Source organism: Pantoea phytostimulans, from assembly GCF_046118715.1.
GTDB classification, from domain to species: domain Bacteria; phylum Pseudomonadota; class Gammaproteobacteria; order Enterobacterales; family Enterobacteriaceae; genus Pantoea; species Pantoea phytostimulans.
In genome coordinates this window covers 3,088,945-3,102,444 of the sequence record NZ_CP173698.1, presented here as the reverse complement: position 1 = coordinate 3,102,444, position 13,500 = coordinate 3,088,945, and the positions used below count along the sequence as shown (strand labels likewise).

The following is a 13,500-nucleotide window of genomic DNA, read 5'->3' as shown; positions in this document are numbered from 1 at the left end:
ACTAACTATCCCACCGCAGCCTATATCGGACGCGACTTGAGAGCAGTCATGCAGGCGCATGAAAACCGACACACAAAGCGGGCAGGCGTGGCGGGGGTACGAGCGCGCGCTACCCTTGTTTAAGGGTCAGCAAAAAATGTAGGATATCTCTGTACTTTTTTTCATTGAAAGAGAAACCATAAGGTTCAAAAGATTTAAGATAATTGAAGTATCCTCTGAGTCTGTTAATCGTTTCTTCGCTATTGTCCTGTTCTTTACTGGCGTGATCAAATGCCGAACGAATTTTCTTCCTATAAACTTTTGTAGGTCTTATCGATTCATTAACGAGAATACCAGTAACAACTTGCCTGTTGTTACTTGAAATAATGCGTTTCTTTTTTTCATTTAATCTAAATCCCTTTAATTGCAGATTATATTCCGCAGCTTTTATGATTGACTCAATGTGTTCTTTTTTATCACTGCTAATGGATATGTCATCCGAGTAACGAGTGTAGACACTATTAAGGGTTAATGCATTAAAAGTCATTATTTCATCGAAATCAAAAAGAACTGCATTTGATATATTAGGACTGGTTGGTGCTCCTTGCGGTAAGGAATCATTGTAAGTAACTATTCCAGAGATGGTATTAATAATATGCTCTGGTATGTTGTTTTCGTAAAAACAATCCTTCACCATTTTTTTATTAATTGAGACAAAGTAATCAGAGATGTCAATGTTTGCAACGAATTTCTTTTGGACATGATTGATGGCATTATCTTTTATGCTTACGCCACTTCTATATGAATAACAGGAAGAGTGTGTTTTTAAACGATTTAATAAATGATCATTAATCCAGTATTGTAAAGTTTTAATGAATTTTTTTGGAGCGAGGATAGTTCTTGAACCACCAGATTTTTTTTGTAATTCAAAGGTTCGATAATATCTTTTTGGCGATTTTATCATGGCCGTTATCAACCCTGGAGAAATACCAATGCATGAGGCAATAGCAGTTACACCATCGTTATTAAATATTTGATCGTCTATTTTATTAAAAGAATAGTAATTTAATGAAAAACCAAATCGACTAGCAGAAGCAGTCGGTGACATTTTCGTTGTGTTTGGAGTACTGGCCTCATCACTGGACATCGAACCAATTTTTAATTGCTCGTAGATCCGCACCCAAGCCTGCCTTGGGCTGCTGGGTAGGGCCCCTGCAGCCCAAGGCAGGCTTGGGTGCGGAACCTCTTTTGAATTGTGCCTTAACTGTAAAGACGGCGAATCACCGCCCATATTCTCTGTATCAGTAGAGGCCAGTACTCTTACTAATTTACTAGTGGAATGACAGTTGTCAAGCATAAACAGCCTTAATTTGTCACGTAGTCTTTTCAGAGTTGATGGTAATCGTTCATTACCTTTAGGTGTTAAAGAGTAAAGGTTATTGCGCTTAGAAACTTTAATCATAAAACCAAGTTGCTCAAGCGATTCGAAATATTGAGTCATTTTTTCAATTTCTGGTAGTAATCCATTGTCGTTTAGAGCCGAACTGAGATATTTTAAAACTTCATTGGGCGTTGCGGGCTGAATAACAGATAGCCCCCAAATAAGCAACTTATAATTAGTAGACTCTTCCATATTAATCTCCTAATAAACCACCTTGGCGTTGTATTATTTTTTTATTTTCAATGCGAGAAATCACAGATTGCAAGCCTGCATCATCTAAGGAGTCTAAAGAATATAACTTGCAGTTATTATCATCACAGTATTGGAACGCACCGTTGGATAAAAAAACATCGCTATTTTTTAGTGTTTCGTTAGAGATTATTATCATGTCTGTAGCATGGATTTTTTTTGATACTTTATAATAACTAATTAATGTTAATTGTGATAACGTGATGTCATCTAATGCAAAAATTATGACTGTGTCACATTTTATCGTTTTTATGAATTCCAATTCCGCCAGATGTGGATATGTTATTTGGGTTTTTGGTAAAGCTGTTTTACCTCCACCCTCATAAACTACAGCGCCCATATCATCCAGTTTTTCTTTGATGTGTTTTATTGTTTTTAAAGTAGATTCATCATTAATTTCTGAGTTGGGATAGCAGAGTAATATATTGTATTCCGTCGATACAAATTCTTCTTTAATAGCATTCCTTACTTCATCAATTAACCTGTTTTCTATAGCGGTTGTGTCAACTCCTTGGCTATTGGCATTGACGTTGACTTGCACAATAACTGTCTTGTTGTTTGCCCCAACAACAGTAGACTTTATTTTCTGATCAATATTTTCAGTTTTATTGTTTTTCATCATTTTGATTGATGTTTGTTGTATTTCCCCACCCGAAAACAAAAACTTTAGCGATCTTTTTAACGCCAGCTTTTACTTTTTTTCTAAATATTAATGCAGTGATAATTAACACTACTAGTGATATGACATAAACGCCTATACCAGAGAATACCCACTCAACATTAGTACGTAACCACGTCATTTAAAAACCTCAGGTTATTAAATTATCAGAATACCACTGTAACATTATCCGCCTATTTTCTAGATATATAGCATGATTATATGTCCCTCTAATAGCATTTTTATCCACATGAGCCAACTGTATCTCAATCCAAGCACTGTTGAACCCTTGCTCATGCAGAATTGTTGACATGGTATGTCGAAAACCATGACCAGTAGCACGCCCTTTATAGCCGAGCAGCTCTATCACCTGTGAGACGCTTTCTTTAGAAATTGGCTTACTACGGTTATTTCTTCCAATAAAAATGTAAGGGTAATGCCCTGTTATAGGTTTCAATTGGCTGAACAGCCCAATCACCTGAGTAGAAAGCGGCACAAGATGAGGCCTACGCATCTTCATTCGTTCAGCAGGTATTTCCCATACACCCTTTTCGAGGTCAACCTCATCCCAAGTTGCAAAGCGCATCTCCTGAGTTCTTACACCCGTCAACATAACAATCTTTGTAGCATTCTTAGTAATAATGCTGCCGGTATATGCCTCCAGATCGCGAACAAAATGATGCAACTCTTCCGCTGATAAATACGGATGGTTCTTTTGTTTAGGAACGGCCAGTGCAACAGCTAAATCAGGCGCTGGGTTGTACTCGGCTCTACCCGTAATAATTGCATAACGAAACACCTCGCCGCAGCGTTGTCGTACCTTACGCGTTTTCTCTAACGCACCACGCCTTTCAATACGACGCAGCACCTCTAGCAGCTCCAGCGGCTTAATTTCCGATATAGGGCGATTGCCGATGAAAGGAAACACATCCTGCTCAAAGGTCTTAATGATCTCCTCGCGATAGGCCACCGTCCAACGATCAGCCTTATTCGTATGCCATTCACGGCTAACGGCTTCGAACGAGTTCTCCGTGGAGATTTTAAGTGCCAACTTTTGAGCCTTGCGCTCCTCTACTGGATCAATGCCATTAGCTACCTGCTTGCGCGCCACATCGCGCTTCTCTCTCGCCTCAGCAAGTGAAACGAGACTGTATGAGCCAAACGACATCAGCTTAGCTTTGTCGTTGAAGCGATAGCGAAAGCGCCAGCCTTTGCTGCCATCCGGGTTGATGAGTAAAGCCAGCCCGAGGCCGTCGCTGAGGGTGTAAGGCTTTTCTTGAGGTTTTGCGCGTCGAATTTGTATGTCTGTGAGAGCCATGTGTATAAGTCTAAAGTGTGTATAAAAATTTTATACGCATCACTATACACATTTGTCGTGGATTCTGGCAGATGCTGTAGGACTCATACGGACAGGTAGAATGCTAATAGTTTTGTTTTTAAAAGGAATTTAATATTTTATCGGAAGGCTGCGGAAGTGTAGTGGCGGAAGATCACAGGAGTCGAACCTGCCCAGGAACGTTGGCGGTCCCAACCCGATTTAAAATCCGGCCGCTTCACCGGAGACGACGATCTGTCTTTATGATAAGGCCGCTGGGGATAGCATTCGCCAGATTGCCGACAATACCGCGGCGGGGTTAATCACATCGCAAAAGCTCGCGCATGCGACCTTGATCAATTTCTTCACACCGTTTCAACCTGCCTACGCCATTCCAGTAGATACTGAGCGCGTCATCATTCCACGCAATAGGAGCAGGTCATGTTCATTGGCATTGATCTCGGCACGTCGGGTATCAAGGTGGTGTTAGTCGACGCGCACAGCAACGTGCTGGCCAGTCAAACGGAAAAACTCAGCGTGTCCCGGCCTAAACCGCTGTGGAGCGAGCAAGATCCTGAAGCGTGGTGGCAAGCGCTAGACAGCGCAATGCAGGCGCTGAGCAAAGATCATCCTCTGCGCGACGTTAAAGCGATAGGGCTGAGTGGACAAATGCACGGTGCAACGTTGCTGGATAAGGAATCTCGCGTGCTGCGCCCTGCCATTTTATGGAATGACGGTCGCAGCGCTGAACAGTGTCGTGAGCTGGAAGAGAGAGTGCCGAATTCACGTCACATCACCGGTAACCTAATGATGGCGGGCTTTACCGCGCCAAAGCTACTTTGGGTACAGCAGCATGAACCCGATATTTTTCGCCAGGTCGCTAAAGTGCTGCTGCCAAAGGATTATCTGCGCTGGCGTTTGAGTGGCGATTTCGCCACCGATCTTTCCGACGCGTCGGGCACGATGTGGCTGGATGTGGCGCAACGCGACTGGAGCGATGAAATGCTTCATGCCTGTAATCTGACGCGTGAGCAGATGCCGCGCCTGTTTGAAGGAAACGCGATCACCGGTACGCTGAATGCTGAACTCGCGACACGCTGGAAGATGAACGCGGTGCCGCTGGCTGCGGGCGGTGGTGATAATGCCGCCGGTGCGATAGGCGTGGGCATGGCGGAGCCGGGGCAAGGCATGTTGTCGCTGGGCACATCCGGCGTCTATTTCGTCGTGAGCGACGGCTATCTCAGTAATCCCGAACGGGCGGTACATAGCTTTTGTCATGCATTGCCGCAGCGCTGGCATTTGATGTCGGTGATCTTGAGTGCGGCGTCATGTCTCAATTGGGCCGCCGCGCTAACCGGTTGTGAAGACGTTTCGCAATTATTAAACGAAGCGGAACAGGCCAAAACGGATGTGTCACCGCTGTGGTTTTTGCCTTATCTTTCTGGCGAGCGCACGCCGCATAACAATCCTGAAGCTAAAGGCTGTTTCTTTGGTTTCACCCACCAGCATGGTCGGGCTGAACTCGCGCGTGCCGTGTTGGAAGGCGTGGGGTTCGCGTTAGCGCAAGGCATGGATGCCGTGCATGACTGTGGCGTCACGCCAGAGAGTATTATGCTGATCGGCGGTGGCGCACGCAGCGCAATGTGGCGGCAAATGTTGGCAGATATCAGCGGACAGACGCTGGATTATTGTCACGGCGGCGACGTGGGGCCTGCATTGGGCGCGGCACGTTTGGCGCAGTTGGCGGTCGATCCTGATGCTAAGGCCTCTACATTGGTGCTGGTTCAGCGCCATCAGCCTGATGCGGAACGCTTTGCCCGTTATCAGCCAATGCGCGAGACGTTTAGCCGGTTGTATCAGCAGTTACAGCCTTTAATGGCGTGAGGAAGAAGCCAGTGATGGAGCAGCATCGCCTTCCCCCGCTTTGTGGGGGAAGGCCGGGATGGGGCCAGCGCGCCTAGCCAAACTTAACCAATTGCACCTAGCGCATCTTCCTTGCTCTGCTTTTTCGGCAGTAAAAATAGCGTGGCGAGGATATCCAGCAGATAAATCAGCGCCAGCAAGGTAATCGCTGCAACGAAAGAGAACTTACTCGCCAACAGGCCGATCACTACTGGGCCAAAGCCGCCAACGCCGCGTCCGAGGTTGAACAATACGTTCTGCGCTGTGGCGCGCGCCTGTGGTGGGAAGGTGTCAGAAATCAGCGCGCCATAGCCGCCAATCATGCCATTCACAAACATGCCCATCAGCGCACCGGTAAACAGCATCACGGTGGGATCGCGCAGTTGCGCATAGATGATGACCATCGCCACCGCACCAAACTGATACAGCAAAAAAATCTTCCAGCGCGCAAAGCGATCCGCCAACACGCCAAACAGCCAAATACCAAATGTCATGCCGACCACGGTAACTGCCGTCCACAAGCCCGATTTGGTCAGGCTAAAGCCAAAGTTGGAGGAGAGATAGCTTGGCATCCAGATCATCAAACCGTAATAACCGAAGTTCTGTACTGAGCAAAGAATGAAGATGCCGAGGCTGGCTTTTGTGGTATCACGATCGCGAACCAACAGTTTGAGTCGCGCCACAAAAGACAAGGAAGGAACGTGCTTTACCTGCTGCGTGTAACCTTCCGGTTCGCCCATGCTGCGGCGAATGGCAAAGGAAACAATCGCAGGCAGCAAACCAACCAGGAACATGCCGCGCCAGCCGATCACGCTCAATAACGGTGGCGTGATAAACGCAGCCAGCAATACGCCAAGCTGCCAACCGATGCCCACCCACGCTGATGCGCGATTGCGCTTCTCTTCAGGCCAGGCTTCAGCAATTAACGCCATGCCAATACCGAATTCGCCCCCTAATCCCACGCCAGCCAGCGTGCGATAAGCCAACAAATCCCAGTAACCTTGCGCGACTGCGCACAGGCCGGTAAACACCGAAAAAACCAAGATGGTGATGGTCAGCATACGAATGCGGCCAAAGCGGTCGCTGAGATTGCCAAACACGATGCCGCCGATAACTGCGCCGATCAATGTCCAGGTCACTAACGACCCCGCTTGTGACGGATCAAGCGCCAGTGACACGCTAATGGCGGGCAACATAAAACCAAGGATCAGCAGATCAAATCCGTCCATGGCGTAACCACTAACGGCAGCCAGCATGGCTTTAGCAGGCGTGGCGCTCTGCCTGGAGTGGGGAGAAGAAGACATCAATTGGCACCTAAAAGGGGAAAGTGCCGCAAGTATAAAGGAGTGAGGGGGGCAACAGGAAACCCGTGCGTCAGAACAACGCACGGATTAAATCACATCAGGAAGGTTTATTGCTGCCGTCGTCACCGGAAAGCAGTTCATCTAACCGGTCACCGCCAACATGGCGGAAATCCTGACCTTTAACGAAGTAGAAGATGATTTCACAGATGTTCTGACAGCGGTCCCCGATGCGTTCAATGGCTCGAGCGCAGAACAGGGCGGTCAATACGCTTGGGATAGTGCGCGGATCTTCCATCATGTAAGTCATTAACTGACGCACAATGCCTTCGTACTCTTTATCGACTTTCTTGTCTTCACGATAGATTTCAATCGCTTCGTTAAGATCCATACGCGCAAAGGCATCCAGCACATCATGCAGCATCTGCACCGTGTGGCGGCCCAATGATTCCAGGCTCACCAACAGCGGCATATGCTGTTGACCAAACTTTTCCAGCGCGGTGCGGCTGATTTTCTCAGCCACATCACCGATGCGCTCCAGCTCAGAAATCGTTTTGATGATCGCCATCACCAAGCGCAGATCGATGGCGGTTGGCTGACGTTTGGCGATGATGCGCACGCAGGCTTCATCAATCTCCACTTCCATCATGTTGACCTTTTGGTCACCGTCGATGACGCGCTGTGCCAGTTCGCCGTCCAGATTGTGCATCGCGGTAATCGCATCCGTCAGCTGCTGCTCGACCATGCCGCCCATGATCATCACTTGGGTACGAATGTGTTCCAGCTCCGCATTGAACTGCCCGGAGATATGTTTATTCAGATTCAAATTGTCCATGGCAATCTCCTGACAAATCAGCCGTAGCGGCCAGTAATGTAATCTTCAGTTTGTTTCTGCGCAGGCTTAGTGAACAGCGTGTCGGTATCGCTGAATTCAATAAGTTCGCCCAGATACATAAATGCGGTGTGGTCGGAACAACGCGCCGCCTGCTGCATGTTGTGGGTAACAATCACCACGGTGTAATCCTGCTTCAGCTCGGTGATTAGCTCTTCAATGCGCCCGGTGGAGATCGGGTCGAGCGCGGAACAAGGCTCATCTAACAGCAGAACTTCCGGGCGAATGGCGATGCCGCGAGCAATGCACAGGCGCTGCTGCTGACCGCCGGAAAGACTGTAACCGCTCTGATGCAGCTTGTCTTTGGTTTCATTCCACAGCGCCGCTTTGGTCAGCGCCCATTGCACGCGCTCGTCCATGTCAGCCCGCGACAGCTTCTCAAACAGACGCACGCCAAAGGCAATGTTGTCATAAATCGACATCGGGAACGGGGTTGGCTTTTGAAATACCATGCCCACGCGAGCGCGTAACAGCGCGATATCCTGATGCGTGGCCAAAATGTTATCGCCATCCAGCAGGATGTCCCCTTCAGCACGCTGTTCAGGGTAGAGCGAATACATTTTATTGAAGGTGCGCAGCAAGGTGGATTTGCCGCAGCCCGACGGGCCGATAAACGCCGTAACCTGATTTTTAGCAATATCCAGATTAATATTTTTCAGCGCGTGAAACTTGCCGTAATAGAAGTTCAGATTACGGACCTGAATTTTATCGGCAGATGAAGTCGCGTTACGCATTGTTCGTCTCTCTTAAACGGTGCCGCGCAGGGCAGCACCGGAAGTTAACCGTGTTTACCTTTGGCGAAAATCACACGCGCTATGATATTCAGTAGCAGCACGCACAAGGTAATAATCAGTACGCCAGCCCAGGCCAGGCTCTGCCATTCGGCAAACGGGCTCATAGCGAATTTAAAAATGGTGACCGGCAAGTTAGCCAGCGGCTGCATCATGTCGGTGCTCCAGAACTGGTTCGACAGCGCAGTAAACAGCAGCGGTGCGGTTTCACCGGCGATACGCGCGATGGCCAGCAGCACACCGGTGATAATGCCCGACACTGAGGCTTTTAGCGTGATGGCTGAGATCATCTTCCATTTTGGCGTACCCAGCGCGTAAGCCGCTTCTCGCATGGTATCGGGAACCAATCGCAGCATGTTTTCCGTAGTACGGATCACGATCGGGACCTGTAACAGTGCCAATGCAATCACACCAGCCCAACCGGAGAAGTGCTGCATCTGCGCCACCACGATGGTGTAGACAAACAGGCCGACCACAATCGACGGCGCTGACAGCAGAATGTCGTTGATGAAACGAATCACCTCCGCCAACCAGTGTTTACGCCCATATTCAGCCAGGTAAACGCCCGCCAGGATGCCCAGCGGCGTACCGAAAAAGGTCGACCAGAAAATCAGCAGGCCGCTGCCCGCTAAAGCATTGGCTAAACCGCCGCCTGCCGTATTCGGTGGCGGCGTGGATTCGGTAAACAGTTCCCACGACAAACCATCCAGCCCGCGTGAAACGGTGGTATAGAGAATCCATACCAGCCAGAACAGGCCAAAAACCATGGTCAGTAGCGACAGCGTCAGCGCAATCTTGTTTTTTGTACTGCGCCAGGACTGCATCTTACGGCGTGACTGCTCAAGCTCAGTGCGCGCCTGCAATTCAATTGTTGTCATGAGCGCGCTCCTTCACTTTTCGCCAGGCGTAAAATCATCAATTTAGAAATCGCCAAAACGATAAACGTGATCACAAACAGGATCAGACCCAGCTCCATCAGTGCGGCAACGTGAACGCCGGACTCTGCCTCCGCGAACTCATTCGCCAATGCCGAGGTAATGCTGTTACCCGGCATAAACAACGAGGCACTATCGAGTTGGTAGGTGTTCCCGATGATAAAGGTCACTGCCATGGTTTCACCGAGGGCGCGGCCCAGCCCCAACATGATGCCGCCAATCACACCGTTTTTGGTGAACGGCAGCACGATGCGCCAGATCACTTCCCAAGTGGTGCAACCGATGCCGTAAGCAGACTCTTTCATCATCACCGGGGTTTGCTCAAACACATCACGCATCACCGAGGCGATGTAAGGGATGATCATGATGGCGAGGATCACGCCTGCCGCGAGGATACCAATACCGAAAGCCGGGCCGGTAAACAGCTCGCCAACAATTGGAATGCCTGACAGCACTTCACCCACCGGCGTCTGAAAGTACTCGGCAAACAGCGGAGCGAAAACAAACAGGCCCCACATGCCGTAAACGATACTTGGAATGGCCGCCAGCAATTCGATGGCAGTACCGAGCGGGCGACGTAACCAGTTCGGAGAGAGTTCAGTCAGGAACAGCGCAATACCAAAACTCACCGGTACCGCGATGACCAAGGCGATGACAGAGGTAACGATAGTGCCGTAGATCGGTACCAGCGCACCAAATTGTTCGTTAGGCGCATCCCAGGTTTTGGTCCATAAAAATGAGAAACCAAATTTCTGAATGCTTGGCCAGGAGGAGATAATCAGGGAGACAATAATGCCGCCCATCAGCAACAGCACAATGATCGCGGAGAGTTTTACCAGCGCGCCGAAAATCTTGTCGCCTTGCTTGCTTGGAGCTTTGAATGCCGGCTTCGTTGCAGCCATAGAAGTCTCAGTCTTCAGAGGTTATCAGGGCGGCTCAACGCCGCCCATGAGGTCTGAACGAACAGATGTCCGATCAGGGTCATTCACTTACTGGTAAAGCGCTTTGCCAGAACTGTCTTTGATATTGGCTTTCCAGGCAGAGCGAATTTGTTCAGTCACGCTGTCTGGCAAGGTGGCGTAATCCAGGCTGGTGGCGGTTTTATCACCATTTTTATAGGCCCAGTCGAAGAACTTCAGCACTTCGCTACCTTTGTCAGCGTTAGCCTGATCCTTGTACAGCAAAATGAACGTGGTTGAAGAGATTGGCCAGGCGTCGTCGCCTTTCTGGAACGTCAGATCCTGGGCAAAAGATTTGCTCCAGTCTGCGCCTTTCGCGGCATTGCTGAAGCTGGTTTCGCTTGGTGCAACCGCTTTGCCATCGGCATCCATCAGCTTGGTGTACGTCAGGTTGTTCTGTTTGGCATAGGCATATTCAACGTAACCAATTGAACCAGGCAGACGCTGTACAAACGCCGCCACGCCATCGTTACCTTTTCCGCCTAAACCGGTCGGCCAGTTAACGGTGTTGCCTTTACCAATTTTGCTGTTCCACTCTTCATTCACTTTCGCCAGGTAGCTGGTGAAAACGAATGAGGTGCCGGAACCGTCAGCGCGGCGAACCACGTTGATGTTAGTTTCTGGCAGTTTGACGCCTGGGTTCAGCTTGGTAATCGCCGGATCGTTCCACTTTTTAATGGTGCCCAGATAGATGTCGCCGACGGTTTTGCCATCCAGCGTCAGTTCGCCCGATTTGATGCCCGGCAGGTTAACCGCCAGCACTACACCACCGATCACGGTTGGAAACTGGAACAGGCCATTTTTTTGCAGATCTTCATCTTTCATTGGCGCATCTGACGCACCAAAATCCACGGTCTTGGCGATAATTTGTTTCACGCCACCCGAAGAACCAATACCCTGATAGTTGATTTTGCTACCTGTGGCTTGCTGATATTCTGCTGCCCACTTGGCATAAACCGGCGCCGGGAACGTCCCGCCTGCGCCCGTCAGATCGGTGGCTGCATAAGCAGAGACCGCGCTTACGGCGAAGGTGGCGGCGAGGATTCGGGCTACGGTGCTACGCATCAGTGTCATGTTCCCTCCAGGGGAGTTAATCTCAGGCTCAAAGCCGTTTTAGTAAGATTTTGTGATTGCTGCTGGAGGGAAAATAGGACAGTTTGGTTACAGTGAAATGTACGAAATATGACAGTTATATGACAGCGTGCAGAAATGAAGCGGGCCCACATCGGGGCCCGTTTTTTATTCCACCGTAACCGATTTTGCCAGGTTACGCGGTTGGTCGACGTCGGTGCCTTTGATCAACGCGACGTGATAAGAGAGCAGTTGGAGCGGCACGGTGTAGAAGATTGGCGCAATCACCTCTTCCACATGCGGCAATGGAATGATCTTCATTCCTTCGCTGTCGCTGAAACCGGCATCTTGATCGGCAAACACATACAGCAAACCGCCGCGTGCGCGAACTTCCTCTATGTTCGACTTCAGTTTTTCCAGCAGCTCATTGTTCGGCGCGACCACAATCACAGGCATATCCGCATCAATCAGTGCCAGCGGGCCATGTTTCAGTTCACCTGCCGCATAGGCTTCTGCATGAATATAGGAGATCTCTTTCAATTTCAGCGCCCCTTCCATCGCGATCGGGTATTGATCGCCACGGCCAAGGAACAGCGCATGATGTTTATCAGAGAAACCTTCAGCCAGGTTTTCAATCAGCTTATCCTGCGCCAGCATCTGTTCAATGCGGCTTGGCAGCGCTTGTAGACCGTGCACAATTTCATGTTCAGTCTCAACAGACATGCCATTCAGGCGACCCAGCTTTGCCACCAGCATCAGCAGCACAGCGAGCTGGGTAGTAAACGCTTTGGTCGATGCCACACCGATTTCAGTGCCCGCTTTGGTCATTAACGCTAAATCAGATTCACGCACCAGCGATGAACCCGCTACGTTGCACACCGCCAACGAACCGAGATAGCCCAGCTCTTTAGACAGGCGCAGCGCGGCCAGCGTGTCGGCAGTTTCACCCGACTGTGACAAGGTGATCAGCAGGCTATTTTTGCGCACCGCCGATTTGCGATAGCGAAATTCAGAGGCGATTTCCACATCACAAGGAATATTAGCCAGCGACTCAAACCAGTAGCGCGACACCATCCCCGAGTTGTATGACGTGCCGCAGGCAATAATCTGGATATGCTCAACCTGGCTCAGCAATGTTTCGGCTTGTGGGCCCAATTCGCTGAGATCAACTTCTCCGTGGCTAAAACGACCGGTTAAGGTGTTTTTGATCGCCATTGGCTGCTCGTAAATCTCTTTCTGCATATAGTGGCGATAGATGCCTTTGTCACCCGCATCGTATTGCACGTTCGATTCAATTTCTGCACGCGTGACCTGCTGGCCTGCGCGATCAAGAATAGTCACGTCGCGGCGAGTCACTTCAGCGATATCGCCCTCTTCCAGGTAGATGAAGCGACGCGTTACCGGCAGCAGCGCCAGCTGATCGGAGGCGATAAAGTTTTCGCCCACGCCACGTCCAATCACCAGCGGACTGCCCGAACGAGCCGCCACCAGCAGCGAGGGATCGCGGCTGTCCATGATTACCATGCCATACGCACCACGCAGCTGAGGAATGACACGCAATACCACTTCACGCAGCGATCCGCCCTGCTTCTGCTCCCAATGCACCAGATGCGCCACCACTTCGGTGTCGGTTTCTGAGGCAAAGTGATAACCGCGACCGATCAGCAATTCACGCAGCGGTTCATGGTTCTCAATAATGCCGTTGTGCACGATGATGATGTGCTCTGAAATATGCGGATGCGCATTGGCCTCTGAGGGTTCACCGTGCGTTGCCCAACGCGTGTGAGCAATCCCGGTACCCCCGATTAGCGGCTGCTGTTCTGCGGCTTCAGCCAGTTTGTGTACTTTTCCTAAACGACGCAGGCGCGTGACGTGCCCTTGGCGATCCACCACGGCCAAACCTGCCGAGTCATACCCGCGATACTCAAGACGACGCAGACCCTCTAACAGAATTTCTGCGATATCGCGTTGTGCTACTGCACCAACAATTCCACACATAATAGTTTC

General features: G+C 49.8%; 12 protein-coding genes. 1 reads left to right on the top strand and 11 read right to left on the bottom strand.

Translation table 11 applies throughout. The features are described 5' to 3' along the window. Positions 1-109: 109 nt before the first annotated feature. Genes ACF2G4_RS14510 through ACF2G4_RS14495 form a run of 4 tightly spaced genes read right to left on the bottom strand, consistent with a single transcriptional unit; the run spans position 110 to position 3,645 of the window. Complete coding sequence (locus ACF2G4_RS14510; RefSeq protein ID WP_409075033.1) at positions 110-1,612, bottom strand: retron St85 family RNA-directed DNA polymerase; 1,503 nt, start codon at positions 1,610-1,612, stop codon at positions 110-112. A 1-nt stretch (position 1,613) separates the two neighbouring features. Next, positions 1,614-2,291 carry a hypothetical protein gene (locus tag ACF2G4_RS14505; RefSeq protein WP_409075032.1) on the bottom strand — a complete coding sequence of 226 codons (678 nt, stop codon included), beginning with the start codon at positions 2,289-2,291 and terminating at the stop codon, positions 1,614-1,616. After that, positions 2,275-2,469 carry a hypothetical protein gene (locus ACF2G4_RS14500; RefSeq protein ID WP_409075031.1) on the bottom strand — a complete coding sequence of 65 codons (195 nt, stop codon included), beginning with the start codon at positions 2,467-2,469 and terminating at the stop codon, positions 2,275-2,277. Before ACF2G4_RS14500 ends, ACF2G4_RS14505 begins: the two co-directional genes overlap by 17 nt. 9 nt (positions 2,470-2,478) lie before the next feature. Then, on the bottom strand, positions 2,479-3,645 hold the full coding sequence (locus tag ACF2G4_RS14495) for a tyrosine-type recombinase/integrase (protein WP_409075030.1): 1,167 nt from the start codon (positions 3,643-3,645) through the stop codon (positions 2,479-2,481). 438 nt (positions 3,646-4,083) lie between these two features. On the opposite strand from ACF2G4_RS14495, the gene xylB reads away from it, so the two are divergent. Next, positions 4,084-5,526: a xylulokinase gene (gene xylB, locus ACF2G4_RS14490; protein ID WP_409075029.1), complete on the top strand. Its 1,443-nt coding sequence runs from the start codon at positions 4,084-4,086 to the stop codon at positions 5,524-5,526. Between the two features lie 83 nt (positions 5,527-5,609). Here xylB and ACF2G4_RS14485 read toward each other — a convergent pair whose 3' ends face one another. The 7 genes from ACF2G4_RS14485 to glmS form a co-directional block, all read right to left on the bottom strand. Beyond that, positions 5,610-6,848: an MFS transporter gene (locus ACF2G4_RS14485; RefSeq protein ID WP_409075028.1), complete on the bottom strand. Its 1,239-nt coding sequence runs from the start codon at positions 6,846-6,848 to the stop codon at positions 5,610-5,612. Positions 6,849-6,945: 97 nt separating this feature from the next. Next, entirely contained in the window at positions 6,946-7,680 is a 735-nt protein-coding gene (gene phoU / locus ACF2G4_RS14480) for a phosphate signaling complex protein PhoU (RefSeq protein ID WP_215848091.1), read from the bottom strand. A 17-nt stretch (positions 7,681-7,697) separates the two neighbouring features. Then, complete coding sequence (pstB, locus tag ACF2G4_RS14475; RefSeq protein WP_215848092.1) at positions 7,698-8,471, bottom strand: phosphate ABC transporter ATP-binding protein PstB; 774 nt, start codon at positions 8,469-8,471, stop codon at positions 7,698-7,700. 44 nt (positions 8,472-8,515) lie between these two features. Beyond that, positions 8,516-9,406 carry a phosphate ABC transporter permease PstA gene (gene pstA / locus ACF2G4_RS14470; protein WP_243079810.1) on the bottom strand — a complete coding sequence of 297 codons (891 nt, stop codon included), beginning with the start codon at positions 9,404-9,406 and terminating at the stop codon, positions 8,516-8,518. Next, on the bottom strand, positions 9,403-10,365 hold the full coding sequence (gene pstC, locus ACF2G4_RS14465; RefSeq protein ID WP_409075027.1) for a phosphate ABC transporter permease PstC: 963 nt from the start codon (positions 10,363-10,365) through the stop codon (positions 9,403-9,405). The genes pstA and pstC overlap by 4 nt, the downstream gene beginning before the upstream one ends. Before the next feature lie 87 nt (positions 10,366-10,452). Then, positions 10,453-11,496: a phosphate ABC transporter substrate-binding protein PstS gene (gene pstS, locus ACF2G4_RS14460; RefSeq protein ID WP_215848095.1), complete on the bottom strand. Its 1,044-nt coding sequence runs from the start codon at positions 11,494-11,496 to the stop codon at positions 10,453-10,455. Positions 11,497-11,661: 165 nt separating this feature from the next. Continuing rightward, on the bottom strand, positions 11,662-13,491 hold the full coding sequence (gene glmS / locus ACF2G4_RS14455; protein WP_243079812.1) for a glutamine--fructose-6-phosphate transaminase (isomerizing): 1,830 nt from the start codon (positions 13,489-13,491) through the stop codon (positions 11,662-11,664). Positions 13,492-13,500 lie beyond the last annotated feature (9 nt).